The organism is Pseudomonas sp. NIBRBAC000502773, assembly GCF_006517195.1.
Taxonomy (GTDB): domain Bacteria; phylum Pseudomonadota; class Gammaproteobacteria; order Pseudomonadales; family Pseudomonadaceae; genus Aquipseudomonas; species Aquipseudomonas marginalis.
Map to the genome: position 1 here is coordinate 5,001,409 of NZ_CP041189.1, position 24,861 is coordinate 5,026,269.

18 protein-coding genes are annotated in these 24,861 nt (G+C 61.3%); 12 read left to right on the plus strand and 6 right to left on the minus strand.

Annotated elements, in window-relative coordinates:
* Positions 1 to 54: 54 nt before the first annotated feature.
* A complete protein-coding gene (locus tag NIBR502773_RS23180) occupies positions 55 to 1,131 on the minus strand; it encodes a DUF748 domain-containing protein (RefSeq protein ID WP_065938938.1) in 1,077 nt (358 codons plus the stop codon).
* Between the two features lie 129 nt (positions 1,132 to 1,260).
* On the opposite strand from NIBR502773_RS23180, the gene cysK reads away from it, so the two are divergent.
* Positions 1,261 to 2,235 carry a cysteine synthase A gene (gene cysK, locus NIBR502773_RS23185; RefSeq protein WP_065938939.1) on the plus strand — a complete coding sequence of 325 codons (975 nt, stop codon included), beginning with the start codon at positions 1,261 to 1,263 and terminating at the stop codon, positions 2,233 to 2,235.
* 127 nt (positions 2,236 to 2,362) lie between these two features.
* A complete protein-coding gene (locus NIBR502773_RS23190; RefSeq protein WP_115485916.1) occupies positions 2,363 to 3,301 on the plus strand; it encodes an aspartyl/asparaginyl beta-hydroxylase domain-containing protein in 939 nt (312 codons plus the stop codon).
* 129 nt (positions 3,302 to 3,430) lie between these two features.
* On the opposite strand, the gene acnA is transcribed toward NIBR502773_RS23190, so the two are convergent.
* Entirely contained in the window at positions 3,431 to 6,172 is a 2,742-nt protein-coding gene (acnA, locus tag NIBR502773_RS23195; RefSeq protein ID WP_141157034.1) for an aconitate hydratase AcnA, read from the minus strand.
* A 196-nt stretch (positions 6,173 to 6,368) separates the two neighbouring features.
* Between acnA and rlmM the strand changes: the two genes are divergently transcribed.
* Together rlmM and tusA are read left to right on the plus strand one after the other, a co-directional pair.
* Complete coding sequence (gene rlmM, locus NIBR502773_RS23200; protein WP_115485918.1) at positions 6,369 to 7,445, plus strand: 23S rRNA (cytidine(2498)-2'-O)-methyltransferase RlmM; 1,077 nt, start codon at positions 6,369 to 6,371, stop codon at positions 7,443 to 7,445.
* A 27-nt stretch (positions 7,446 to 7,472) separates the two neighbouring features.
* Complete coding sequence (gene tusA / locus NIBR502773_RS23205) at positions 7,473 to 7,724, plus strand: sulfurtransferase TusA (protein WP_027604251.1); 252 nt, start codon at positions 7,473 to 7,475, stop codon at positions 7,722 to 7,724.
* Here the strand turns inward: tusA and NIBR502773_RS23210 are convergent.
* Complete coding sequence (locus NIBR502773_RS23210; protein WP_141157035.1) at positions 7,721 to 9,115, minus strand: MATE family efflux transporter; 1,395 nt, start codon at positions 9,113 to 9,115, stop codon at positions 7,721 to 7,723. The two genes, tusA and NIBR502773_RS23210, sit on opposite strands and share 4 nt — an antisense overlap.
* A gap of 161 nt (positions 9,116 to 9,276) precedes the next feature.
* Here NIBR502773_RS23210 and pdxB point away from each other — a divergent pair, with 161 nt between their 5' ends.
* Positions 9,277 to 10,422: a 4-phosphoerythronate dehydrogenase PdxB gene (gene pdxB, locus NIBR502773_RS23215; RefSeq protein ID WP_141157036.1), complete on the plus strand. Its 1,146-nt coding sequence runs from the start codon at positions 9,277 to 9,279 to the stop codon at positions 10,420 to 10,422.
* Positions 10,423 to 10,476: 54 nt separating this feature from the next.
* Here the strand turns inward: pdxB and NIBR502773_RS30660 are convergent, their stop codons facing one another.
* On the minus strand, positions 10,477 to 10,650 hold the full coding sequence (locus NIBR502773_RS30660) for a PA1571 family protein (RefSeq protein ID WP_027604248.1): 174 nt from the start codon (positions 10,648 to 10,650) through the stop codon (positions 10,477 to 10,479).
* 246 nt (positions 10,651 to 10,896) lie between these two features.
* On the opposite strand from NIBR502773_RS30660, the gene NIBR502773_RS23220 reads away from it, so the two are divergent.
* Positions 10,897 to 12,681, plus strand: coding sequence for an ABC transporter transmembrane domain-containing protein (locus NIBR502773_RS23220; RefSeq protein WP_168209009.1), 1,785 nt, complete (start codon positions 10,897 to 10,899; stop codon positions 12,679 to 12,681).
* 65 nt (positions 12,682 to 12,746) lie between these two features.
* Here the strand turns inward: NIBR502773_RS23220 and NIBR502773_RS23225 are convergent, their stop codons facing one another.
* A complete protein-coding gene (locus NIBR502773_RS23225) occupies positions 12,747 to 14,675 on the minus strand; it encodes a transglycosylase SLT domain-containing protein (protein WP_115485921.1) in 1,929 nt (642 codons plus the stop codon).
* A 213-nt stretch (positions 14,676 to 14,888) separates the two neighbouring features.
* Here NIBR502773_RS23225 and NIBR502773_RS23230 point away from each other — a divergent pair, with 213 nt between their 5' ends.
* Positions 14,889 to 16,808 carry an ATP-binding cassette domain-containing protein gene (locus tag NIBR502773_RS23230; protein WP_065947396.1) on the plus strand — a complete coding sequence of 640 codons (1,920 nt, stop codon included), beginning with the start codon at positions 14,889 to 14,891 and terminating at the stop codon, positions 16,806 to 16,808.
* Positions 16,809 to 16,890: 82 nt separating this feature from the next.
* Here the strand turns inward: NIBR502773_RS23230 and NIBR502773_RS23235 are convergent, their stop codons facing one another.
* Positions 16,891 to 17,331, minus strand: coding sequence for a universal stress protein (locus NIBR502773_RS23235; RefSeq protein ID WP_027604244.1), 441 nt, complete (start codon positions 17,329 to 17,331; stop codon positions 16,891 to 16,893).
* A gap of 105 nt (positions 17,332 to 17,436) precedes the next feature.
* On the opposite strand from NIBR502773_RS23235, the gene NIBR502773_RS23240 reads away from it, so the two are divergent.
* The 5 genes from NIBR502773_RS23240 to topA all read left to right on the plus strand — a co-directional run bounded on the left by NIBR502773_RS23240 (position 17,437) and on the right by topA (position 24,792).
* Positions 17,437 to 17,874 carry a hypothetical protein gene (locus tag NIBR502773_RS23240; RefSeq protein ID WP_027604243.1) on the plus strand — a complete coding sequence of 146 codons (438 nt, stop codon included), beginning with the start codon at positions 17,437 to 17,439 and terminating at the stop codon, positions 17,872 to 17,874.
* Positions 17,875 to 18,369: 495 nt separating this feature from the next.
* On the plus strand, positions 18,370 to 20,517 hold the full coding sequence (gene fadB, locus NIBR502773_RS23245) for a fatty acid oxidation complex subunit alpha FadB (RefSeq protein WP_141157038.1): 2,148 nt from the start codon (positions 18,370 to 18,372) through the stop codon (positions 20,515 to 20,517).
* A 29-nt stretch (positions 20,518 to 20,546) separates the two neighbouring features.
* Positions 20,547 to 21,722, plus strand: a complete 1,176-nt coding sequence (gene fadA, locus NIBR502773_RS23250; protein ID WP_026136849.1) for an acetyl-CoA C-acyltransferase FadA — start codon at positions 20,547 to 20,549, stop codon at positions 21,720 to 21,722.
* 97 nt (positions 21,723 to 21,819) lie between these two features.
* The gene (locus tag NIBR502773_RS23255; protein WP_027604241.1) at positions 21,820 to 22,056 is read left to right on the plus strand and encodes a DUF1653 domain-containing protein; all 237 of its coding nucleotides are present in this window, start codon (positions 21,820 to 21,822) and stop codon (positions 22,054 to 22,056) included.
* 114 nt (positions 22,057 to 22,170) lie between these two features.
* Complete coding sequence (topA, locus tag NIBR502773_RS23260) at positions 22,171 to 24,792, plus strand: type I DNA topoisomerase (RefSeq protein ID WP_141157039.1); 2,622 nt, start codon at positions 22,171 to 22,173, stop codon at positions 24,790 to 24,792.
* Positions 24,793 to 24,861 lie beyond the last annotated feature (69 nt).

Here is a 24,861-nt window from a genome sequence, read left to right on the forward strand (position 1 = left end):
CCGGCGACTGTGAACGCAGACGGGTTATTCAGTCTCTGAATGACCGGTCACGGCTCAATCCGCCGAAGGCTTGGGCTGCTCATAGCGCGCATTGAACGCCTGGATAAAACCATTACGTAAAATCGCCAAAAATGCGGAGAACGCGCTGACATTTTGCTGATGCACGCTGCCACTGAGTTCCACGCGGGTGGCGAACTGATTCTTTGCCTGGTTCTTCAATACGGTCTCGCTGGCGCCCACCACGGCCTCCCAGATCGAACGAAAGATGTTCTTGTCCTTGTTCTCCACGTCCTGCTGCCAGTCGAAGACTTCCACGTCGCGCAGCAGCGGCTTGATGTACCCGGTCAACTGACCTTTTTCCGCCTGGGCTTCGATCACTACGTCCCCGGTGCCGGCCTTGAAGTCGAACTTGCCATAGGCCGCGGCGAAGTCGTTCATGCGCTTGAGCTGCAAGTCCCTGGCGCGAAAGCGAAACTCGAAATTCTCGAAATTGCTCAGCGGGTCGAAGGTGGCGGTGGCTTCCAGCGGGGCCTGGCCTTGCAGCAGGGCCTTGCCGTCGAAGCGCGCGTCGCGCCGGCCTTTGACGTCGACCACATTGGTCAGGTTGTAGAAGCTGGCGTTGACGCCGGTCGCGTCGATCTTCACCACGGGTTTGGAGCTGAAGTTGTGGAAGGCGATCTTGCCGTCTTCAATGCGCACTTCGTCGAGGGTGATGGGGGCCAGCTTACTCAACTGCTCGCGCCAGTCGGTACCCTTACCGGTCTGGGAGGCTTGCTTGTTGGCGCCGCCGTCGACGAAGTTAACCTCGGGCTTGATAAACAGCACTTTGGCCACCACCGCGTGGTCGTACCAGAGAGAGTGCCAGCTCACCGCCAGGTCGATCAGCGGCGCCTTGACGAACGGGACGGGCACCTTGCCGTCGACCTTGACGATCTCCAGGCCGTTGATCCGGTACGCACCCCGCCACAGCGCGAGGTCCACGTCGGTCACCTGGCCGCGGTAATCGCCCATGTCGGCGAGCTTGTCATTCAGGTAGTTACGCACCAGGTAGGGGAGCGCGATGCTCACGGCGACCAGGACCACCAGCAATCCGGCAATGGTCCATAGTGGCCAGCTGTAGCGACGTTTCATGGGGAGAGTCCTCTGTCCATACTGGTGCGGTGGACCCCAGCGGCAGGCGCAACGTTCCTTCGACTGGACGCTTTGCAGCACGAGGCATACCCTTGGAGCCTTTCTGAAAACCGCCTAATAGGACCCGCCATGAGCCGCATTTTTGCAGACAACGCGCACTCCATCGGTAACACGCCCCTGGTTCAGATCAACCGTATCGCACCCCGTGGCGTAACCATCCTGGCCAAGATCGAAGGGCGTAACCCAGGTTATTCGGTGAAGTGCCGCATTGGCGCAAACATGATCTGGGACGCCGAAAGCACCGGCAAACTCAAGCCGGGCATGACCATCGTTGAACCCACTTCCGGCAATACCGGTATTGGTCTGGCCTTTGTCGCCGCCGCCCGTGGCTACAAATTGCTGCTGACCATGCCGGCGTCCATGAGTATCGAACGCCGCAAGGTGCTCAAGGCCCTCGGCGCCGAATTGGTCCTGACCGAGCCGGCCAAGGGCATGAAGGGCGCCATCGACAAGGCCGGCGAAATCGTTGCCAGTGACCCGGCCACCTACTTTATGCCGGCCCAGTTCGAAAACCCGGCCAACCCGGCCATCCACGAAAAAACCACCGGTCCGGAAATCTGGAACGACACCGATGGCGCCGTGGACGTGCTGGTGGCGGGCGTGGGCACCGGTGGCACCATCACCGGCGTGTCGCGCTACATCAAGAACACCGCAGGCAAGCCGATCCTGTCGGTGGCTGTCGAGCCGATGGTGTCGCCGGTGATCACCCAGGCCCTGGCCGGTGCCGAGATCAAGCCCAGCCCCCACAAGATCCAGGGGATTGGCGCCGGGTTCGTGCCGAAAAACCTCGACCTGTCGATGGTCGACCGCGTGGAACTGGTGACCGACGACGAATCCAAGGCCATGGCCCTGCGCCTGATGCAGGAAGAGGGCATCCTGTGCGGTATTTCCTGCGGTGCCGCCATGGCCGTGGCCGTGCGCCTGGCCGAGAAGCCGGAAATGCAGGGCAAGACCATTGTGGTGATCCTGCCGGACTCCGGTGAGCGCTACCTGTCGAGCATGCTGTTCAGCGATTTGTTTACCGAGCAGGAAAACCAGGCTTGATTTATGTCAGCCGGTCAGCCTGGGCCTTCTGCATAATGGCCCAACTGTTTATCATGGCCGGCTGTCACGTCTGGCCTCCCGTCGCCGGGAGGCTGTTGGCCAGGCGCTTATTTCCAGGAGTTGCTGCATGACCTTTTCTTTGGCCGCCAAACTGTCGGTGTTGTTGCTGTTCATCGGCAGCACGCTGTACGTGCACCTGCGCGGCAAGGCCCGTTTGCCGATGTTGCGCCAGTTCGTCAACCATTCGGCGCTGTTCGCCCCCTATAACGCCTTGATGTACCTGTTTTCGGCCGTGCCGTCCAAGCCGTACCTGGACCGCAGCAAGTTCCCGGAACTGGACGTGCTCAAGGACAACTGGGAAGTGATCCGCGAAGAGGCCATGCACCTGTTCGACGAGGGTTACATCCGCGCCGCCGAAAAGAACAACGACGCCGGTTTCGGTTCGTTCTTCAAGAAGGGCTGGAAGCGTTTCTACCTCAAGTGGTACGACAAACCCCTGCCATCGGCCGAGGCGTTGTGCCCGAAAACCGTGGCGCTGGTGAGCAGCATCCCCAACGTCAAGGGCGCGATGTTCGCGCTGTTGCCGGGCGGCAGCCACCTCAACCCGCACCGTGACCCGTTTGCCGGTTCCCTGCGGTATCACCTGGGCTTGTCCACGCCGAACTCCGACGACTGCCGCATCTTCGTCGACGGCCAGGTATACGCCTGGCGCGACGGTGACGACGTGATGTTCGATGAAACCTACGTGCACTGGGTGAAGAACGAAACCGAGAAGACCCGCGTGATCCTGTTCTGCGACATCGAGCGTCCGCTGAGCAACCGCCTGATGACCCGCGTCAACCGCTGGGTCAGCAAGCAACTGGGCCGCGCCACCGCACCGCAGAACCTCGACGACGAGCGCGTCGGCGGCATCAACCAGGCGTATGCCTGGAGCAAGACCTTCAGCGACAAGTTCAGCGGCGTGGTCAAGCAGTGGAAGCGCAAGCATCCGAAGGCTTACCGCATTGCGCGGCCGGTGCTGGCGGTAGTGGTGTTGGTACTGCTGTGGAAGTGGTTGTTCGGCTGATCTGAAGCGTTAGACGCGGTCAAAATGTGGGAGGGGGCTTGCTCCCGATAGCGGTGGATCAGTCATAGATGTTTTGACTGACATACCGCTATCGGGCAAGCCCCCTCCCACATTTGATCTCCTGTGTTCTTAAGAGGCAATCAACTGCCGCAGCACATAGTGCAGAATCCCCCCCGACTTGAAGTACTCTACTTCATTCAAGGTATCGATCCGGCACAGTACTTCAACCTTCTCCTTGCTGCCGTCCTCACGGGTAATCACCAGCGTCAGGTTCATCCGCGGCACGATCTCTACCTCGGTCAGGCCGAGAATATCGATCTTCTCCTTGCCCGTAAGCTTCAGCACCTTGCGGTTCTGATCCAGCTTGAACTGCAGCGGCAGCACGCCCATGCCCACCAGGTTGGAACGGTGAATCCGCTCGAAACTCTCGGCGATCACCGCCTTGACCCCCAGCAGGTTGGTGCCCTTGGCGGCCCAGTCGCGGCTGGAGCCGGTGCCGTACTCCTGGCCGGCGATCACCACCAGCGGTGTGCCCGAGGCCTGGTACTTCATGGCCGCATCGTAGATCGGCATTTTCTCGCCGGTGGGGATGTACAGCGTATTGCCGCCTTCCTCGCCGCCAAGCATTTCGTTGCGAATGCGGATATTGGCGAAGGTGCCGCGCATCATCACTTCATGGTTGCCCCGGCGTGAGCCGTAGGAGTTGAAGTCACGCGGCTCCACGCCTTGCTCGCGCAGGTAGCGGCCGGCGGGGCTGTCGGTCTTGATGTTGCCGGCGGGGGAAATGTGGTCGGTGGTCACCGAGTCCCCCAGCAACGCCAGTACGTGGGCGCCCTTGACGTCTTTGATCACCGGCAGAGGCCCGGCGATGTCGTCGAAGAATGGCGGGTGCTGGATGTAGGTGGAGTCTTTTTGCCACACATAGGTCGCGGCCTGAGGCACTTCAATGGCTTGCCACTGTTCGTCACCGGCAAACACCTCGGCGTATTCCTTGTGGAACATACCGGTGCTGACCTGCGCAACGGCGTCAGCGATCTCCTGGCTGCTCGGCCAGATGTCCTTCAAATACACCGGATTACCCTGTTGATCGTTACCCAGCGGTTCGCTGCTGATATCGATGCGTACGGTCCCCGCCAAGGCGTACGCCACCACCAGCGGCGGCGAGGCCAGCCAGTTGGTTTTCACCAGGGGGTGCACGCGGCCTTCGAAGTTGCGGTTGCCGGACAGCACCGAGGCTACGGCGAGGTCGGCCTTCTGGATGGCTTTTTCAATCGGCTCGGGCAACGGCCCGGAGTTGCCGATGCAAGTGGTGCAGCCATAGCCCACGAGGTCGAAGCCAATTTTATCCAGATACTGGGTGAGGCCCGCGGCCTTGTAGTAGTCGGTGACCACTTTGGAGCCAGGCGCCAGGGAGGTTTTCACCCAGGGTTTGCGCGTGAGGCCTTTCTCCACGGCTTTTTTCGCCACCAGCCCGGCGGCCATCATCACGCTGGGGTTGGACGTGTTGGTGCAGGAGGTGATGGCGGCGATCACCACGGCGCCGTTTTTCAGGCGATAGGTCTGGCCTTCGTATTCATAGTCGGTTTCGCCCACCAGGTCGGCGTTGCCCACGGCCACACCGCCGCCGCCTTCACTTTCCAGGCGGCCTTCTTCCTTGGTGGTGGGTTTGAACTGCAGGTCGAGGAAGTCACTGAACGCCTGACCGACATTGGGCAGGGACACGCGGTCCTGTGGGCGTTTCGGTCCGGCGAGGCTGGCTTCGACGCTGCCCATGTCGAGGGCCAGGCTGTCGGTGAACACCGGTTCCTGGCCAGCGTGGCGCCACAGGCCCTGGGCCTTGGTGTAGGCCTCGACCAGCTTCACGGTGGCAGCCGGGCGACCAGAGAGGCGCAGGTAGTCCAGCGTCACCTCATCCACCGGGAAAAAGCCGCAGGTGGCGCCGTATTCCGGGGCCATGTTGGCGATGGTCGCGCGGTCCGCCAGGGGCAGGTCGGCCAGGCCGTCGCCGTAGAACTCGACGAATTTACCCACCACGCCTTTCTTGCGCAGCATCTGGGTGACGGTCAGCACCAGATCGGTGGCGGTGATGCCTTCTTTCAATTTGCCGGTGAGCTTGAAGCCGATCACTTCCGGGATCAGCATCGACACCGGTTGGCCGAGCATCGCCGCTTCCGCTTCGATCCCGCCCACGCCCCAGCCGAGCACGCCGAGGCCGTTGATCATGGTGGTGTGGGAGTCGGTGCCCACCAGGGTGTCGGGGAACGCGTAGGTGCGGCCGTCCTCGTCCTTGGTCCACACGGTGCGGCCCAGGTATTCGAGGTTGACCTGATGGCAGATGCCGGTGCCCGGCGGTACCACGCTGAAGTTGTCGAAGGCGCTCTGGCCCCAGCGCAGGAAGGCGTAGCGTTCGCCGTTGCGCTGCATTTCGATGTCGACGTTCTGCCCAAAGGCGTCGGCGTTGCCGAACTTGTCGACCATCACCGAGTGGTCGATCACCAGGTCCACCGGCGAGAGCGGGTTGATGCGCTGCGGGTCGCCACCGGCCTTGGCCACGGCGGCGCGCATGGCGGCCAGGTCGACCACGGCGGGTACGCCAGTGAAGTCCTGCATCAGCACGCGGGCGGGGCGATACTGGATCTCACGGTCGGACTGGCGCTCTTTGAGCCAGGCGGCAATGGCCTTGAGGTCGGCGCCGGTGACGGTCTTGTTGTCTTCCCAGCGCAGCAGGTTCTCCAGCAGCACCTTGAGGGACATCGGCAGCTTATCCAGGTCACCCAGGCGCTTGGCGGCCTCGGGCAGGCTGAAATAGTGGTAGGTCTTGTCGTCGATTTCTAAAGTTTTAAGGGTACTCAGGCTATCAAGGGATGACATTACATGACTCCTTATGGTCCGCACGGCTACGGACCTGACGGGACGAACAGAGCTTTCAAACTAGCGCTGTTTTCAGTAGCTGGCTAATTACTGGACTCTATGGACAGAACCAAGGTTCCGAACTCGGCTATCATGCGCGCGTTTTCATGACAGGCATTGCGATAGCGCAACGTCAGTTGAGTCACCAGGAGAGTCGATGAACACCCTTTTTATGCACTGCCGCCCGGGGTTTGAGGGCGAAGTCTGTTCCGAGATCGCGGAACACGCCGCGCGCCTGAACGTTTCCGGCTACGCCAAGGCCAAGACCGGCAGCGCCTGCGCCGAATTTGTCTGCACCGAAGAAGACGGCGCCCAGCGCCTGATGCACGGCCAGCGCTTTGCTGAGCTGATCTTCCCGCGGCAGTGGGCGCGCGGGGTGTTTATCGACCTGCCGGAAACCGACCGTATCAGCGTGATCCTCGCTCACCTGCGTGAATTCCCGGTGTGCGGCAGCCTGTGGCTGGAGATGGTCGACACCAATGACGGCAAGGAACTCTCGAACTTCTGCAAGAAATTCGAAGTGCACCTGCGCAAAGCCTTGTTGAACGCCGGCAAGCTGGTGGACGACCCGAGCAAGCCGCGCCTGCTGCTGACCTTCAAAAGCGGCCGCGAAGTGTTCATGGGTTTGGCCGAGTCGAATAACTCGGCGATGTGGCCGATGGGCATCCCGCGGTTGAAATTCCCCCGGGACGCGCCAAGCCGCTCAACCCTGAAACTGGAAGAAGCCTGGCACCACTTTATCCCCCGCGACCAATGGGAAGAGCGCCTGCATGGCGACATGACCGGCGTCGATCTGGGCGCAGCCCCTGGCGGCTGGACCTGGCAGCTGGTCAACCGTGGCATGCTGGTGACCGCCATCGACAACGGCCCCATGGCCGAAAGCCTGATGGACACCGGCCTGGTGCAGCACCTGATGGCCGACGGATTTACTTTCGTGCCCAAGCAGCCGGTGGACTGGATGGTCTGCGACATCGTCGAAAAGCCGGCGCGCAACGCGGCATTGCTGGAGACCTGGATCGGCGAAGGGCATTGCCGCGAGGCGGTGGTGAACCTGAAATTGCCGATGAAGCAGCGTTACGCCGAGGTCAAGCGCCTGCTGGAGCGTATCGAAGACGGCTTCAAGGCGCGCGGCATTCGGGTGGAGATCGGCTGCAAGCAGCTGTATCACGACCGTGAAGAAGTGACCTGCCACCTGCGTCGTCTGGTGGATGTGAAGAAAACCAAGGCCCGCTAAACTGAGCGCCGGTTCCAGGAGTAGACAATGAGCGATATTTTCGACACCGCCGTGGATGGCACCCTCGACGCAACGGGCCTCAACTGCCCTGAGCCGGTGATGATGCTGCACCAGCACATCCGCGACCTGCCGCCCGGCGGCTTGCTCAAGGTGATCGCGACCGACCCGTCGACGCGCCGCGATATCCCCAAGTTCTGCGTGTTCCTTGACCATGAACTGGTGGATCAACAGGAGCAGGCCGGTACGTACCTGTACTGGATCCGTAAAAAGGCCGATTAACCCCGCGCCTTCTCCAGGCGAATGCGCCGGCGTGCACTGCGCGCCAGGCGCACCAGCAGCATCCCCGCCGCACAGCTCAAGCCCACGATCAGCCCTTGCCACAAACCGCTCGGGCCGCTGGGTTCGCCCAGCCAGTTGCTCAGCCCCAGGGCGTACCCCACCGGCAGCCCCACGCCCCAATAGGCAAACAGGGTCAGCACCATGGTGACACGGGTGTCCTGGTAGCCCCTCAGGGCGCCGGCGGCGGTGACCTGGATCGAGTCACTGAACTGGAACAGCGCTGAAAACACGATCAGCGTCGAGGCCAGGTGGATGACAATCGGGTCCGGGGTGTAGATCGCCGCAATCTGCTCGCGAAACACCAGCATCAGGCTGCAGGACAGGCAGGCGTACGCCAGCGCCGTGCCCATGCCGACCCCGGCGGCGAAGCGTGCTTCACGCGCCTCGCCACGCCCCAGGGCCTGGCCGACGCGCACGGTGACGGCCATGCTCAGGGAATAAGGGATCATGAACACCAGTGAGCTGACGTTCAGCGCGATCTGGTGCCCCGACACAACCGTGGCGCCCAGGCTGCCGAGCAGCAGGGCGATGACGGCAAAGATGCTCGATTCGGCAAAGATCGCGATGCCGATCGGCAGGCCAATCCCCAGTACGCGCTTGATCACCGACCACTCCGGCCAATCGAAGCGCTTGAACAGTTCGCTGCTCTGGTAGGCGGCCCCCCAGCGGGTCCAGGCGGCCATGCCGAGCATCATCACCCACATCGCAATGGCCGTGGCCCAGCCGCAGCCCACGCCGCCCATGGCCGGCACGCCCAGGTGGCCGTAGATGAAGATGTAGTTCAGCGGAATATTCAGCGCCAACCCGCACAGGCCCATGGCCATGCTGGGCAGGGTGCGGCCCAGGCCATCACTGAAACAGCGCAGCACGTAGTAGAGGGCGATGGCCGGCATGCCGGCGGCGATGCCATGCAGGTAGCCCATGGTGGGGGCGATAAGGTCTGGCTCAACTTTCATGGCATGCAGGATCGGCTCGGCGCAGAGCAACAGCAGCGCGCCGATGATGCCGACCACCACCGCCAGCCACAGTGACTGACGCACCAACGGCCCGATTTCGCCGTAGTGGCCCGCACCGTAGCGCTGGGCGACTTTCGGCGTGGTGGCCAGCAGCGTACCGGTCATCAGCAGGTACACCGGAATCCAGATCGAGTTGCCCAGGCCCACCGCCGCCAGGTCCTGGGGGCTGACGCGCCCGGCCATCACCGCATCGACGAAGCTCATGGCCGTGGTTGCCAGTTGGCCGATCATGATCGGCAGCGCGAGCGTCAGCAGGCCACCCACTTCCCGGCTGATGCGGGCGGGGCGGGTGAGGGGGGCAGTGGCAGTGTTCACGTACGCAAGTCCAGTCAAAAGGGTGCAAGGCCGCGGATTCTACGCCTTGACGTAACGGTCAGGAAAAAACCTGTGTTAGGGATTTGTAAGCGACCTGCCAGCCCCCTCCCACATTGAAGATCGCATCCCTGTACACTGCTGATCCGCCAAAGGAGCCTGCCATGCTGATTGTTGCCGACGAAAATATCCCGCTGCTCGATGAGTTCTTCCAAGGATTTGGCGAGATTCGCCGAGTGTCCGGTCGTTCCATCGACCGCGCCACCGTCGAACAGGCCGATGTGCTGCTGGTGCGCTCGGTGACCAACGTCAACCGCGCCCTGCTGGACGGCACGCAGGTGCGTTTTGTCGGCACCTGCACCATCGGCACCGACCACCTCGACCTCGATTACTTCAAGCAGGCTGGTATCCAGTGGTCCAGCGCGCCCGGCTGCAATGCGCGGGGCGTGGTGGACTATGTGCTGGGCAGCCTGCAAACCCTGGCCGAGATCGAAGGCGCCGACCTCAATCAGCGTACCTATGGCGTCGTCGGCGCCGGTGAAGTGGGCGGGCGCCTGATCGAAGTGCTCAAGGGTCTGGGCTGGAACGTGCTGGTCTGCGACCCGCCGCGCCAGATCGCCGAAGACGGCGATTACGTCAGCCTCGAGCAGATCATCGAGCAATGCGATGTGATCAGCCTGCACACGCCATTGACCAAATCCGGCAATGGTTCCACCTGGCACTTGTTTGATCGCGACCGCCTCAACCGCCTCAAGCCCGGCACCTGGCTGATCAACGCCAGCCGTGGCCCGGTGGTGGACAACGCCGCCCTGCGCGATGTGCTGCTGGCGCGTGAAGACCTGCAAGCGGTGCTGGACGTGTGGGAAGGCGAGCCCGAGGTGGACGTCGACCTGGCCGACCTGTGTGTGCTGGCCACCCCGCATATCGCCGGCTACAGCCTGGACGGCAAGCAGCGCGGTACGGCGCAGATCTATCAGGCGTTCTGCGCGCACCTGGGCCAGGAGCCGAGCATTCAGCTGGGCGACTTGTTGCCGCAACCGTGGCTGGCCGAAGTGCACTTGAACGCATCGACCGATCCGGCCTGGGCGCTGGCGACGTTGTGCCGCAGCGTGTACGACCCGCGCCGTGATGATGCGGATTTCCGCCGTAGCCTGGTGGGCAGCGTCGAAGAACAACGCAAGGCGTTCGACGTGCTGCGCAAGCATTATCCGGAGCGTCGTGAGATTGATGGCTTGAAGGTGCGCATTGTGAATGGGGAGTCGCTGGCGTTGGCGCGCATCGTGTCCGCATTGGGCGCGGCAACCGTCTAGGCACTGAATAAAAAACCCGGCCACCGGGGCCGGGTTTGAAAGAGCGTAGGCCCTTTAGCCTTGCTGGGCAGGCTTGACCAGTCGCTGTTCCAGCTCGCGGCACGCTTGCTGGATCATCTCTTCGGTAATCTGCACTTCGCGGCCCTGGGCGTCGATCACGGAGCAAGGCAAGTGCTGCGGTTGGCGGATCACTTCAATCTTGGCATCGCTGCTGTTTTGCAAGGTCATGGCCTGTCTCCTCATCAGGTTGTGTACCTACTGTATAACCCCCGAGTGACCGCGCTGTTACAACTCCTTACGAGATCACCGGTTCGAACACCCAGTCCACCAGAAACCGCTGTGGATTTCCAGCCGGGCGTTAGACCGATAGCCTCTAGGGGCCAGCATCGGCGGGCATAATTAACCTGACTCATTGTTATTCGCGCAAGTTCCCCCCATGTAAGCAGGCAGGTACCAATCCTTTCCGATCAGGTGATGCCCTCCATGCTCTCAGTCCGTCAACGCCGTGCAATTCGCCTGGCCAGCCGCTTCATCGCGCCCTACCGCTGGCAGGCCCTCGGTGCCCTGGTCGCGCTGATCGTCACCGCCGGCATCACCTTGTCCATGGGGCAGGGCATTCGCCTGCTGGTGGACCAGGGCTTCATGACCCAGTCGCCGCACCTGCTCAACCAGTCCATCGGCCTGTTCATGGTGCTGGTGCTGGGCTTGGCCGTGGGCACGTTTGCGCGGTTTTACCTGGTGTCGTGGATCGGTGAACGGGTGGTGGCGGACATTCGCCGGCAGGTCTTCAACCACCTGATCTACCTGCACCCAGGTTTCTACGAGAACAACCGCAGCTCTGAAATCCAATCGCGGTTGACCACCGACACCACCTTGCTGCAATCGGTGATCGGCTCGTCGTTGTCGCTGTTCCTGCGCAATGCGTTGATGGTGATCGGCGGCATCGTGCTGTTGTTCATCACCAACCCCAAGCTCACCAGCATCGTGGTGGTGGCGCTGCCGCTGGTGCTGGCGCCGATCCTGATCTTCGGCCGTCGCGTGCGCAGTTTGTCGCGCCTGAGCCAGGACCGTATCGCCGATGTGGGCAGCTACGTGTCCGAAACCCTCGGCCAGATCAAGACCGTGCAAGCCTATAACCACCAGGTCCAGGACGAGCAACGCTTTGCCGTGACCGTGGAAGAGGCGTTCACCACCGCACGCAAGCGCATCGCCCAGCGCGCCTGGTTGATCACCCTGGTGATCATGCTGGTGCTGGGTGCGGTGGGCGTGATGCTGTGGGTCGGCGGCATGGATGTGATCAGCGGGCGCATTTCCGGCGGCGAGCTGGCTGCGTTCGTGTTCTACAGCCTGATCGTCGGCAGCGCCGTCGGTACCCTGAGCGAAGTCCTCGGTGAACTGCAACGTGCCGCCGGTGCAGCGGAGCGCATTGGTGAGCTGTTGCAGTCGAGCAACGAGATCCAGGCGCCGGCCACGGGCAGCGTGCAGTTGCCCGAGCGGGTCAGCGGCCGTATGGAACTGCAGGACCTGCGCTTTTCCTACCCTTCGCGGCCGGACAGCTACGCCATCGACGGCCTGAACCTGAGCATCAACCCCGGCGAAACCCTGGCACTGGTGGGGCCGTCCGGCGCGGGCAAGTCGACGCTTTTCGACCTGTTGCTGCGTTTCTACGATCCCCAGCAAGGCCGCATCCTGATTGAAGGCCAGGCGCTGACCGATCTCGACCCCCTGGACCTGCGTCGTCACTTCGCCCTGGTGTCCCAGAACCCGGCGCTGTTCTTCGGCAGCGTCGAGGAGAACATCCGCTACGGCAACCCAATGGCCACTCGCGAGCAAGTCGAAGCCGCCGCCCGTATCGCCCACGCCCACGATTTCATCCTGCAAATGCCCGACGGCTACCAGACCCACCTCGGCGACGGCGGTATGGGGCTCTCCGGCGGCCAGCGCCAACGCCTGGCGATTGCCCGTGCGTTGCTGGTGGACGCGCCGATCCTGCTATTGGACGAAGCCACCAGCGCCCTGGATGCCCAGAGTGAACACCTGATCCAGCAAGCGTTGCCGCAATTGATGCAAGGGCGTACCACGCTGGTTATCGCCCATCGACTGGCGACGGTGAAGAACGCTGACCGCATCGCGGTGATGGATCAGGGCAGGCTGGTGGCGGTGGGCACGCATCAGCAGTTGATTGCGAGCAATCCGTTATATGCGCGATTGGCGGCGTTGCAGTTCAGTGATGGGGTTGAGGAGAGCAGCGAACACTGAGTTGCGGTGCGCATAAAAAATGCCCGCATCTCTCAATGCGGGCATTTTCATTTCTGTTTTAAACCTTATTGATCATCAAAGTAGCGCTCATGCCAATCCACCAATGGCTGTGGCGAATTGAGCTTCTGCCCGTAGATCACCGAATAAGACAGCACGTTCTGCACATACTGGCGGGTTTCGTCGAACGGGATGCTTTCCACCCAGACGTCGAAGCTCAGGTGGTCGGCGCCGCGCAGCCATTGGCGTACGCGGCCGGGACCGGCGTTGTAGGCGGCGGAGGCGAGGACGCGGTTGCCGTTAAACTGGCTGTGCACCTGGCTCAGGTAAGCCGCGCCGAGCTGGATGTTTTTGTCCGGGTCCAGCACCTGGGCGGGTGAGGCCAGCGGGATGCTGAACTTGCGCGCGGTGTCCTTGGCGGTACCGGGCATCAGTTGCATCAGGCCGCTGGCGCCGACGCCGGAGCGGGCGTCGTCCATAAAGGCGCTTTCCTGGCGGGTGATGGCGAATACCCAGCTGGAATGCAGGCCACGGACCTTGGCTTCGCGCACCAGGGTGTCGCGGTGGGCCATCGGGAAGCGGATGTCCAGGTCATCCCAGTACTGGGCCTGGCTGATGGTGCGGATCGCCGGGAAGTACCACTTCATGTCGTAGGCCAGCTTGGCCTGGGCGACCATTTCGTCACGGTTGAAATGGCGGCTGACGTGGTACCACTCGCGGCGGCCATCCACGATCTGGCCACGGGCGTAGAACTCAAGGGCACGGCGCACACCCGGGGTGTTACGCACTTTGTTGACCAGCGCCTGGCTCATCAGCAACGGCTTGTTCTTCAACTGGTACGGCGCCTTGGAGCGATCGGCGGCCAGGAAGCCATAGAAGTCCCGTTCCTGCGCGAGATTCTTGTACAGCACCAGGGCTTGCGGGTTTTTCGGCTCGGCCAGTTCCAGGCTACGGGCCTGCCAGTAGCGCCAGCGGTTGGTGGTGGCCAAGTCCTGTGGGAGTTTGCGCGTCAGTTGGTAGGCGTCTTCCCAACGGGCCAGGCGCAACAGCAGGCGCAGACGCCATTCGGACACGGTGTTGTCGCGCAACTCGGGGTCGTACTTGGTCATCACCTCAAGGGCGCGCGGGTCGAAGCGCTTGGCCAGGGTCAGGCCGATTTCACGGGCGATTGCCACTTTTTCGTCACGGGAGAAGTGCATGCTGCTGGCGTAACCGTCGAGCAGGGCCATGGCCTTGTCCGGATCCTGGCGTGCCAGGCGGCGCAGGCCCAGGCCCACGGCGTCAGACATCGCCTCGGTGGCCGGCAGGAAGCGCGACGGATCGCCGAGCATGTCGGGCTTCTGTGCTACGTCCACCATCAGGCGGCCTTGGGCGCCCAGGGTCGGCAGGGTTTTTACCAGGCTGTTGGCCAGCGGGTAATTGCGTGCTTCGGCGGCGAGTTTGGCGCGGTCCCAGATTTTTTGTTCGGTGAGTTGGCCGTCGGCGGCCCACTGGCTGAAGGTGGCATCACAGGCGGCCGGCTGGGATTTGCCGGTCATCCACAGTTTTTCGGTGGTCTTGTAGCCTTCAGCCTTGAGGTTGTGGGTCAGTTGGAACTGACCGTGCAGGCAGTCCAGTTCGACGAAATTGAGCTTGGGGTCGTAGTACTTTTCAAAGGTCTGCCAGTCGCCACGCTCGGCCAACCAGCGCAACCAGCGCAGCTTCATCCAGTTGGCCTGGGGCAGGTCGCCGTTTTTGGCGAGGAATTGTTCGATTTCCTCGTTGCTGGCGGTCTTCAACCGGGCGGTCAGTTCGTCGTAGGCCAGGTAGGGCGTCAGCGGGTAGTCGGCCAGGGCCTGGCTGTATTGCATGTAGGGGCCGGTATCGCCCTTGGCCAGGGCGCGTTTGGCTTCATCGTAATATTGACGTTGGGTGGTGAGGTCCACGGCCTGGGCGGATTGAACGGCGGTGGCGGAAAGAAGCAGACAAGATAAAAAGTTGAAAAGGCGACTGCGCATGAGACGTCCGTGCAGAGAAATCACGACTAGCACCGGCACCGCCGACACTGATTGCCCCTAGCTTAGCCTTTTGCCAGCGGCCGGCGAAAGCTTTGCCGGGTGGTTCGTTCAAGTTCTCCGGAAATGTCCTACAGAACGTGTCGGCAGCGAAAATGCTGGCCGCATCCCACCCTCAAGTCAGGTAGAATGCGCGCCCAGTTTTTGGAGAAGCGTATGACCCTGCTCAAATTCAGCGATGTGTCCCTTGCTTTCGGCGCTATGCCGTTGTTGGACAAGGTGTCCTGGCAGATCGCCCGTGGTGAGCGGGTGTGCATCATCGGCCGCAACGGCACCGGCAAGTCCAGCATGATGAAGCTGGTAAAGGGCGACCAGAAGCCCGATGACGGCTCTGTCTGGCGCGCCCCAGGCCTCAAGATTGGCGAATTGCCGCAGGAATTGCCGGTTGCCGACGGACGGACTGTGTTCGACGTGGTTGCCGAAGGCCTGGACGGTGTCGGTGAGTTGCTTGCGCAATACCATCACCTGGCCCAGAACTGCGTCACCGAAGCCGACCTGGACAAGCTGATGCACGTCCAGCAGGACCTCGAAGCCCGTGACGGCTGGCGCCTGCAGCAACTGGTCGACAGCACCCTGAGCCGCCTGCAACTGCCGGCCGACAAGACCCTCGCCGAGTTGTCCGGCGGCTGGCGTCGTCGTGTGCTGCTGGCCCAGGCCCTGGTGTCCGAGCCGGACCTGCTGCTGCTCGACGAGCCAACCAACCACCTGGACATCGGCGCCATCGCCTGGTTGGAAGAAGCCCTCAAGGATTTCCAGGGCGCCGTGTTGTTCATCACGCACGACCGTTCCTTCCTGCAAAACCTGGCGACGCGGATCCTTGAACTGGACCGTGGTGGCCTGATCGACTGGAACGGCGATTACGCCAGCTTCCTGGTGCACAAGGAAGCTGCGCTGTCCGCCGAAGAAACCGCCAACGCCCTGTTCGACAAGAAACTGGCCCAGGAAGAAGTCTGGATCCGCCAGGGCATCAAGGCGCGTCGCACCCGTAACGAAGGCCGTGTGCGCGCCCTCAAGGCCCTGCGCGTCGAGCGCAGCGAACGTCGCGAGCGCACCGGCAAGGCCAATATCCAGCTGGATACCGCCGATAAGTCGGGCAAGCAGGTCATGGTGCTGGAGAACGTCAGCTTCCATCATCCGGATGGCCCGTTCCTGATCAAGGACTTCTCCATGGTCCTGCAACGCGGCGACCGTATCGGCCTGTTAGGTGCCAACGGTACCGGCAAGACCACCTTGCTCAAGCTGATGCTCAATGGTCTGCAGCCGACCAGCGGCACGGTGGAAGAGGGCACGCGCATCGACGTGGCCTACTTCGACCAGTTGCGCCATCAGTTGGACCTGGAAAAGACCGTGATCGACAACGTCGCCGAAGGCCGCGACTTTATCGATATCGACGGCCAGAGCCGCCACGTACTCAGCTACCTGGGCGACTTCCTGTTCAGCCCGCAGCGTGCGCGTACACCCGTGAAGGCCTTGTCCGGTGGCGAGCGTGCGCGCCTGCTGCTGGCCAAGCTGTTCAGCAAGCCTGCCAACCTGCTGGTGCTCGACGAACCGACCAACGACCTCGACGTGGAAACCCTCGAGCTGCTGGAAGAGGTCCTGTTGACCTTCAACGGCACTGTGCTGATGGTCAGCCACGACCGGGCATTCCTCGACAACGTGGTCACCAGCACCCTGGTCTTCGAAGGTGAAGGCAAGGTGCGCGAATACGTCGGTGGTTACCAGGACTGGCTGCGTCAGGGCGGCTCGCCGCGTCTGTTGGGCGTGACCGAGAGCAAGTCCGGCAAGGCCGACCTGACCTCCGCTGTGGTGGCTCCGGTGGAAGCGGCTGCACCGGCCCAGGAAGCGGCACCGGCGGCCAAGAAGAAACTCAGCTACAAGCTGCAGCGTGAGCTGGAAGCCTTGCCGGGTGATATCGACGCCAAGGAACAGCAGATCGCCGCGGTAGAAGCGGAAATGGCTGACGCGGGTTTCTACCTGCGTCCGGCGGCGGAAACCGCCAAGGTCATCGCCTCCCTGGAGACGTTGAACCAGGAGCTGGAAGTGCTGGTCGAGCGTTGGGCCGAGCTGGATGCCTGAGTGACCTTCGTGCAATAAAAAAGCCCGGCGCCCTAATATGGGCGCCGGGCTTTTTCATATGAAATGCGATTCAAATGTGGCCTTAAGAGGTTTTTACCAGCCTGACGGCCAATACATCGCACGGCGCACCGTGCAGCACATCATTGGCAGTGGAGCCCAGCAGCAACGCCAAACCATGACGGCCATGGCTGCCGACCACGATCAGGTCGCAATGCTGCTCCTTGGCCAGGTGGTGGATTTCCTGGCGCGGTTGGCCGTAGGTGAGGTGGGAGTTTTCCTTGGTCACTTCGGGGTATTTGACGATCAGGCGGTCAAGGCGCTCCTTGGCCTGGTCGAACTGTTGTTGCTGCAGTTGGGAAAGGTCCATGGGCACGTCGCCGCCAAAGGCCATGGCCATGGGCTCGACGATATGCACCAGTGACAGTTTTGCGCCACTGGCAACGGCAAACGCTCGGGCGCGCTTGATCACTGGATCGCACTCTTCGGTCAGGTCTACGGCGACCAGAATATGTTCGTAGGACATGGGGCGTTCCTCCAGGGGACTGCAATAGATTCAGTATGGCTGCTTTCAAGCGGATAGGGTTGCGTCAGGTCAAATCCGCTCATCAGAAAAATCGGGAGTACACATATGACGGTCTGGATAGTGGTGTCAATCCTTGTCGTGGTTCTGAGCCCTCTGGCATGGCTGCGCCCGTCGCGCCATCAGAGCGGGCGCATGGCCCTGCGCATGGAGGCACGCCGCATCGGCCTGGCCATGCAACTGGCGCCCCAGGAGTGGCCGCACTGGCTCAAGCAAGAGCCGCCGAGCCCGTGTGCGCAGTACTGTCGACCCCGGCGCGGCAGTATGCCGGCCGTTTGGAGCTACTGGCAGCTGGAGCCGGGCGTGTGGGTCAATCAGTGGCGCGAAGTGTGTGTCGATGAGAAGTTGTTGCCGCATTTTGCAACGCTGCCGGCGAATGTCTACAAGGTCGAGGCGGACAAGCAAATGATCGCCCTTTACTGGGGCGAGAAGGGCGAGGCGAGCGACCTGCTGGCCATTGATACATTGCTCAAGGCCCTGGCCTGACACCTGTGTGTCAAACCCCAGGCAATAAAAAGCCCGAAAGCATCATCGGGCTGGAGTTGGCCAGGCAGGCCGGTAAATCCGGGTTTCCCGCGTCGGATGTTCATCCAGGCGCGTTACGGTTGTCGCTAGCCTAGCGGCATATCCCGTTCTGTACAGCGGTTTTCCCTATCTTTTTCATTATTGATTTCGTGAATAGTTGAATATTGACGAATCGCGGGCCTGGCCCCGGGGTTCTGAAATGACTGGAAAGTCGCGTTTTTCCTAGCCTTTCGAGCGATTGACAATTGCTCGGAATTGGATGAAGGTGGCGTACCCAAATCAAACGGGCGTATGAATTGAGCGTTTGTCTGTCAGACCGCTCATACAGAACCCCGACTATCGCATTGGCGGGTGTGCCTGGCGGATTGGCCTGAGCATTGACGAAATTATCAATGTCCAAGCATAGGCCAGCGTCCAATGTGTACTGTTCAGCTTCCATATCGTGGAGATCAGTTGATGATTTACGAAGGTAAAGCCATCACGGTTAAGGCTCTTGAAAGTGGCATCGTCGAACTGAAGTTCGACCTCAAGGGTGAGTCCGTCAACAAGTTCAACCGTCTAACCCTGAACGAACTGCGTCAGGCCGTAGACACCATCAAGGCTGATGCATCGATCAAAGGCGTGATCGTCTCCAGCGGCAAGGACGTGTTTATCGTCGGCGCTGACATCACCGAATTCGTCGACAACTTCAAGCTGCCCGATGCCGAGCTGGTGGCTGGCAACCTCGAAGCCAACAAGATTTTCAGCGATTTCGAAGACCTCAACGTACCGACCGTTGCCGCGATCAATGGCATCGCGCTGGGCGGCGGCCTGGAAATGTGCCTTGCGGCGGACTTCCGCGTCATGTCCGCCACCGCCAAGATCGGCCTGCCTGAAGTCAAGCTGGGCATCTACCCAGGCTTCGGCGGCACCGTGCGCCTGCCGCGCATCATTGGTGCCGACAACGCCATCGAGTGGATTGCCGCCGGCAAGGAAAACCGTGCCGAAGACGCACTGAAAGTCGGTGCCGTCGACGCTGTGGTGGCTGCGGACAAACTGGCCGAAGCCGCGCTGAACCTGATCAAGGGCGCCATCAGCGGCGAATTTGACTATAAGGCCAAGCGTCAGCCGAAGCTGGAAAAACTCAAGCTCAACGCCATCGAACAAATGATGTCGTTCGAAACCGCCAAGGGGTTCGTGGCTGGCCAGGCCGGCCCGAACTACCCGGCGCCGGTTGAAGCGATCAAGACCATCCAGAAGGCCGCGAACTTCGGTCGCGACAAAGCCCTGGAAGTGGAAGCAGCAGGCTTCGTCAAGCTGGCCAAGACCTCGGCGGCCCAGAGCCTGATCGGCCTGTTCCTGAACGACCAGGAACTGAAGAAAAAGGCCAAGGCCTACGACGAAATCGCCAAGGACGTGAAACAGGCTGCCGTGCTCGGCGCCGGTATCATGGGCGGCGGTATCGCCTATCAGTCGGCGTCCAAAGGCACGCCGATCCTGATGAAAGACATCAACGAACACGGTATCGAACAGGGCCTGGCCGAAGCCGCCAAGCTGCTGGTCGGCCGCGTTGATAAAGGTCGCATGACGGCTGCGAAGATGGCTGAAGTGCTTAACGGCATTCGTCCTACGCTGTCCTACGGCGATTTCGGCCATGTCGACCTGGTGGTCGAAGCGGTTGTCGAGAATCCGAAGGTCAAGCAGGCGGTACTGGCTGAAGTTGAAGGCCACGTCAAAGACGACACCATCCTGGCCTCGAACACCTCGACCATTTCCATTTCGCTGCTGGCCAAGGCCCTCAAGCGTCCGGAAAATTTCGTCGGCATGCACTTCTTCAACCCGGTACACATGATGCCGCTGGTGGAAGTGATCCGTGGCGAGAAGTCCAGCGAGCTGGCGATTGCCACCACCGTTGCCTACGCCAAGAAAATGGGCAAGAACCCGATCGTGGTCAACGACTGCCCGGGCTTCCTGGTCAACCGCGTGCTGTTCCCGTACTTCGGCGGTTTCGCCAAGCTGGTGAGTGCCGGTGTGGACTTCGTGCGCATCGACAAGGTCATGGAAAAATTCGGCTGGCCGATGGGCCCGGCGTACCTGATGGACGTGGTCGGCATCGACACCGGCCACCACGGTCGTGACGTGATGGCTGAAGGCTTCCCGGACCGCATGAAAGACGACCGCCGCTCGGCGATCGACGCGCTCTACGAGGCCAAGCGCCTGGGCCAGAAGAACGGCAAGGGTTTCTACGCCTACGAGGCGGACAAGAAGGGCAAGCAGAAGAAAGTGGCCGACCCGTCGGTGCACGAAGTGCTGGCTCCGGTCATCTACGAACAGCGTGAAGTGTCCGACGAGGACATCATCAACTGGATGATGATCGCCCTGTGCCTGGAAACCGTGCGTTGCCTGGAAGACGGCATCGTTGAAACCGCCGCCGAGGCCGATATGGGCCTGGTGTACGGTATTGGCTTCCCTCCATTCCGTGGTGGTGCGCTGCGTTACATCGACTCGATCGGTGTGGCCGAGTTCGTTGCCCTGGCTGATCAATACGCTGATCTGGGCCCGCTGTACCACCCGACCGCGAAGCTGCGTGAGATGGCCAAGAACGGCCAGCGCTTCTTCGGTTAAGTGCCCAGACGACTAGAGCGAGAATATTTATGAGCTTGAATCCAAGAGACGTCGTGATTGTCGACTTCGGTCGTACGCCGATGGGCCGCTCCAAGGGCGGCATGCACCGCAACACCCGCGCTGAAGACATGTCGGCGCACCTGATCAGCAAGCTGCTGGAACGCAACGTCAAGGTCGACCCGAACGAAGTCGAAGACGTGATCTGGGGCTGCGTCAACCAGACCCTGGAGCAGGGCTGGAACATCGCGCGCATGGCGTCGTTGATGACGCAGATCCCGCACACGGCAGCCGGCCAGACCGTCAGCCGCCTGTGTGGCTCGTCCATGAGTGCGCTGCACACCGCCGCCCAGGCGATCATGACCGGCAACGGTGATGTGTTCGTGGTTGGTGGCGTGGAGCACATGGGCCACGTCAGCATGATGCACGGCGTCGATCCTAACCCGCACATGTCGCTGTACGCGGCAAAAGCCTCGGGCATGATGGGCCTGACCGCGGAAATGCTCGGCAAGATGCACGGCATTACCCGTGAAGCCCAGGACGCGTTCGGCGTGCGTTCCCACCAGCTCGCCCACAAGGCGACCGTGGAAGGCAAGTTCAAGGATGAAATCATCCCGATGAACGGCTACGACGAGAACGGTTTCCTCAAGCTGTTCGACTACGACGAAACCATTCGTCCGGATACCACCCTGGAAAGCCTGGCGGCCCTCAAGCCTGCCTTCAATCCGAAGGGCGGCACCGTGACGGCGGGTACTTCGTCGCAAATCACCGACGGCGCCTCGTGCATGATCGTAATGTCGGCGCAGCGTGCCCAGGACCTCGGCATCCAGCCGCTGGCAGTGATTCGTTCGATGGCGGTGGCGGGTGTGGACCCGGCAATCATGGGCTATGGTCCAGTACCGGCGACACAAAAAGCCTTGAAGCGCGCGGGCCTGACCATCTCCGATATCGACTTCTTCGAACTCAACGAAGCTTTCGCTGCACAGGCCCTGCCGGTGCTGAAAGATTTGAAAGTGCTCGACAAGATGAACGAGAAGGTTAACCTGCACGGCGGTGCGATTGCCCTGGGCCACCCATTCGGTTGCTCCGGTGCGCGTATTTCCGGCACTTTGCTTAACGTGATGAAGCAAAATGGCGGTAACCTTGGGGTTGCAACCATGTGCATTGGTCTCGGCCAAGGCATCTCCACCGTCTTCGAACGCGTCTAAGCGTTGAGTCGACGGAAGCCGGGGCCCAGTGCCCCGGTTTTTGTTTTTTGGAATTTTTAATATTTTTTTTCAACAAATTTTGTAAGGGGGCCAGAGCATGAAAGTCGAACCAGGGCTCTACCAACATTATAAAGGTCCGCAGTACCGCGTTTTCAGCGTGGCACGGCATTCCGAGACCGAAGAAGAAGTGGTGTTCTACCAAGCACTGTATGGCGATTACGGCTTTTGGGTGCGCCCCTTGAGCATGTTCCTGGAGACCGTCGAAGTTGACGGCGAGCAGGTCCCGCGCTTTGCTTTGGTCCAGGTCGAACCCAGTCTTTTTTCAGGGCAATAACGGCAGGTCGCGCAGAATGCTGCGCTTGACCTCACCTTGTTGCCACTATATATAGCGTTGCCGCGTCAGGCGCCAACTGCCTTTCACTTCTCGAATTCAGGAATTTTCCGATCCATGGGCAAATCGCTGGTCATTGTGGAATCCCCGGCTAAGGCCAAGACCATCAACAAGTACTTGGGCAACGAGTACGTGGTGAAGTCGAGTATCGGCCATATCCGAGACCTGCCCACCAGCGGTTCGGCTAGCGCCAGCAAGGAGCCTGCCGCCAAGCGCGGCAAGGCGGCTGCGGGCGAAGGTCCGGTGCTCACGCCTAAAGAGAAAGCGCGCAAGCAGCTGGTCTCGCGCATGGGTGTGGACCCGGATCATGGCTGGAAGGCCAAGTACGAAATCCTTCCGGGCAAGGAAAAGGTCATCGAAGAGCTGCGCCGGCTCGCCAAGGATGCCGACACCATCTATCTCGCAACGGACTTGGACCGCGAAGGGGAAGCCATTGCCTGGCACCTGCGGGAAGCCATCGGCGGTGATGACAGCCGCTACAAGCGTGTGGTGTTCAACGAAATCACCAAGAAAGCCATCCAGGAAGCCTTCTCCAAGCCGGGCGAGCTGGACATCGATCGCGTCAACGCCCAGCAGGCCCGTCGTTTCCTCGACCGCGTCGTGGGTTACATGGTCTCGCCGCTGCTGTGGGCCAAGATCGCCCGTGGCCTGTCCGCCGGCCGTGTGCAATCGGTAGCGGTCAAGCTGGTGGTGGAGCGCGAACGTGAGATCCGTGCGTTCAACCCCGAGGAATACTGGGAAGTCCACGCTGACCTGGGCACCGCCAAGGGCGCCAACGTGCGCTTCGAAGTGGCCCGTGAGAAAGGCGAGGCGTTCAAGCCGCTGAACGAAGCCCAGGCCATGGCCGCGCTGGAAAAGCTCAAGGCCTCCAGCTACAGCATCGTCAAGCGTGAAGACAAACCGACCAGCAGCAAGCCGTCGGCGCCGTTCATCACCTCCACCCTGCAACAGGCCGCAAGTAACCGCCTGGGCTTCGGGGTGAAGAAAACCATGATGATGGCCCAGCGTCTGTACGAAGCCGGCTACATCACTTATATGCGTACCGACTCCACCAACCTGTCGCAAGACGCGGTGGCCATGGCGCGTACCTATATTGAAAGCGAATTCGGCAAGAAGTACCTGCCGGAGAAGCCGAACGTCTACAGCAGCAAAGAAGGCGCCCAGGAGGCTCACGAAGCGATTCGTCCTTCCGATGCCAACACCGAGCCAAGCAAGCTGAGTGGCATGGAGCGCGATGCTGAGCGCCTCTACGAGCTGATCTGGCGCCAGTTCCTGGCTTGCCAGATGCTGCCGGCGCAATACCTGTCCACTACCGTCAGTGTCGGCGCCGGGGACTTCGAGCTGCGCGCCAAGGGCCGTATCCTCAAGTTCGACGGCTACACCCGGGTGATGCCGCAGATCGCCAAGCCTGGCGATGACGATGTGCTGCCGGACATGGCCCAGGGCGACACGTTGAAGCTGATCAGGCTCGACCCGTCCCAGCACTTCACCAAGCCGCCGGCGCGTTATTCGGAAGCCAGCCTGGTGAAAGAGATGGAGAAACGCGGTATTGGTCGTCCTTCGACCTACGCGGCGATCATCTCCACCATCCAGGACCGTGGTTACGTCGCGCTGCACAACCGTCGTTTCTATTCGGAAAAGATGGGCGATATCGTTACCGAGCGCCTGTCCGAGAGCTTTTCCAACCTGATGGACTACGGCTTTACCGCCGGTATGGAAGAGAACCTCGATGACGTGGCCCAGGGCGAGCGCGACTGGAAAAACGTGCTCGACGAGTTCTACGGCGACTTCAAGAAAAAACTCGAAGTGGCCGAAAGCCCCGAGAGCGGCATGCGTGCCAACCAGCCGGTGATGACCGACATTCCGTGCCTGACCTGTGGCCGTCCGATGCAGATTCGTACCGCATCCACCGGCGTGTTCCTCGGTTGCTCGGGCTACAGCCTGCCACCGAAAGAACGCTGCAAGGCCACCGTCAACCTGGTGCCGGGCGATGAAATCGCCGCCGACGACGAGGGTGAATCCGAGTCGCTGGTACTGCGTGGCAAGCACCGCTGCCCGATCTGCAGTACGGCGATGGACGCCTACCTGCTGGACGAGAAGCACAAGCTGCACATCTGCGGTAACAACCCGGATTGCGACGGCTACGAGATCGAAGAGGGCAGCTACCGCATCAAGGGTTATGAAGGCCCGAGCCTGGAATGCGACAAGTGCGGCAGCGAGATGCAGCTCAAGACCGGCCGCTTCGGCAAGTTCTTCGGTTGCACCAACCCGACCTGCAAGAACACGCGCAAACTGCTGAAAAGCGGTGACGCGGCGCCGCCGAAGATGGACCCGGTGAAGATGCCGGAACTCAAGTGCGAGAAGGTCAACGACACCTACATCCTGCGTGACGGCGCCTCGGGCCTGTTCCTGGCGGCCAGCCAGTTCCCGAAAAACCGCGAGACTCGAGCGCCGTTGGTGCTGGAGATCGTGCCGCACAAGGACGAGATCGATCCGAAGTACCACTTCCTGTGTGAAGCGCCGAAGAAGGACCCGGATGGTCGCCCAGCCGTGATCCGCTATAGCCGCAAGACCAAGGAGCAGTACGTGCAGACCGAAGTGGATGGCAAGCCTACCGGCTGGAAAGCGTTCTACGACGGTGGCAAGTGGAAGGTCGAGGACAAGCGCCAGGGCGCTTGATCCGCTAGTCTGTTAACGTTAGAAGCCGTCTGTATAGACGGCTTTTGCTTGCTGTGGGAACGAGGAGGG

Coding starts and splice junctions, on each gene's coding strand:
- acnA (WP_141157034.1), bottom strand. CDS start 6,172: ATGTCATCCCTTGATAGCCTGAGTACCCTTAAAACTTTAGAAATCGAC.
- NIBR502773_RS23240 (WP_027604243.1), top strand. CDS start 17,437: ATGACGGTCTGGATAGTGGTGTCAATCCTTGTCGTGGTTCTGAGCCCT.
- NIBR502773_RS23255 (WP_027604241.1), top strand. CDS start 21,820: ATGAAAGTCGAACCAGGGCTCTACCAACATTATAAAGGTCCGCAGTAC.
- topA (WP_141157039.1), top strand. CDS start 22,171: ATGGGCAAATCGCTGGTCATTGTGGAATCCCCGGCTAAGGCCAAGACC.
- NIBR502773_RS30660 (WP_027604248.1), bottom strand. CDS start 10,650: ATGACCTTGCAAAACAGCAGCGATGCCAAGATTGAAGTGATCCGCCAA.
- fadB (WP_141157038.1), top strand. CDS start 18,370: ATGATTTACGAAGGTAAAGCCATCACGGTTAAGGCTCTTGAAAGTGGC.
- NIBR502773_RS23225 (WP_115485921.1), bottom strand. CDS start 14,675: ATGCGCAGTCGCCTTTTCAACTTTTTATCTTGTCTGCTTCTTTCCGCC.
- NIBR502773_RS23190 (WP_115485916.1), top strand. CDS start 2,363: ATGACCTTTTCTTTGGCCGCCAAACTGTCGGTGTTGTTGCTGTTCATC.
- fadA (WP_026136849.1), top strand. CDS start 20,547: ATGAGCTTGAATCCAAGAGACGTCGTGATTGTCGACTTCGGTCGTACG.
- NIBR502773_RS23180 (WP_065938938.1), bottom strand. CDS start 1,131: ATGAAACGTCGCTACAGCTGGCCACTATGGACCATTGCCGGATTGCTG.
- cysK (WP_065938939.1), top strand. CDS start 1,261: ATGAGCCGCATTTTTGCAGACAACGCGCACTCCATCGGTAACACGCCC.
- NIBR502773_RS23220 (WP_168209009.1), top strand. CDS start 10,897: ATGCCCTCCATGCTCTCAGTCCGTCAACGCCGTGCAATTCGCCTGGCC.
- rlmM (WP_115485918.1), top strand. CDS start 6,369: ATGAACACCCTTTTTATGCACTGCCGCCCGGGGTTTGAGGGCGAAGTC.
- NIBR502773_RS23235 (WP_027604244.1), bottom strand. CDS start 17,331: ATGTCCTACGAACATATTCTGGTCGCCGTAGACCTGACCGAAGAGTGC.
- NIBR502773_RS23230 (WP_065947396.1), top strand. CDS start 14,889: ATGACCCTGCTCAAATTCAGCGATGTGTCCCTTGCTTTCGGCGCTATG.
- tusA (WP_027604251.1), top strand. CDS start 7,473: ATGAGCGATATTTTCGACACCGCCGTGGATGGCACCCTCGACGCAACG.
- pdxB (WP_141157036.1), top strand. CDS start 9,277: ATGCTGATTGTTGCCGACGAAAATATCCCGCTGCTCGATGAGTTCTTC.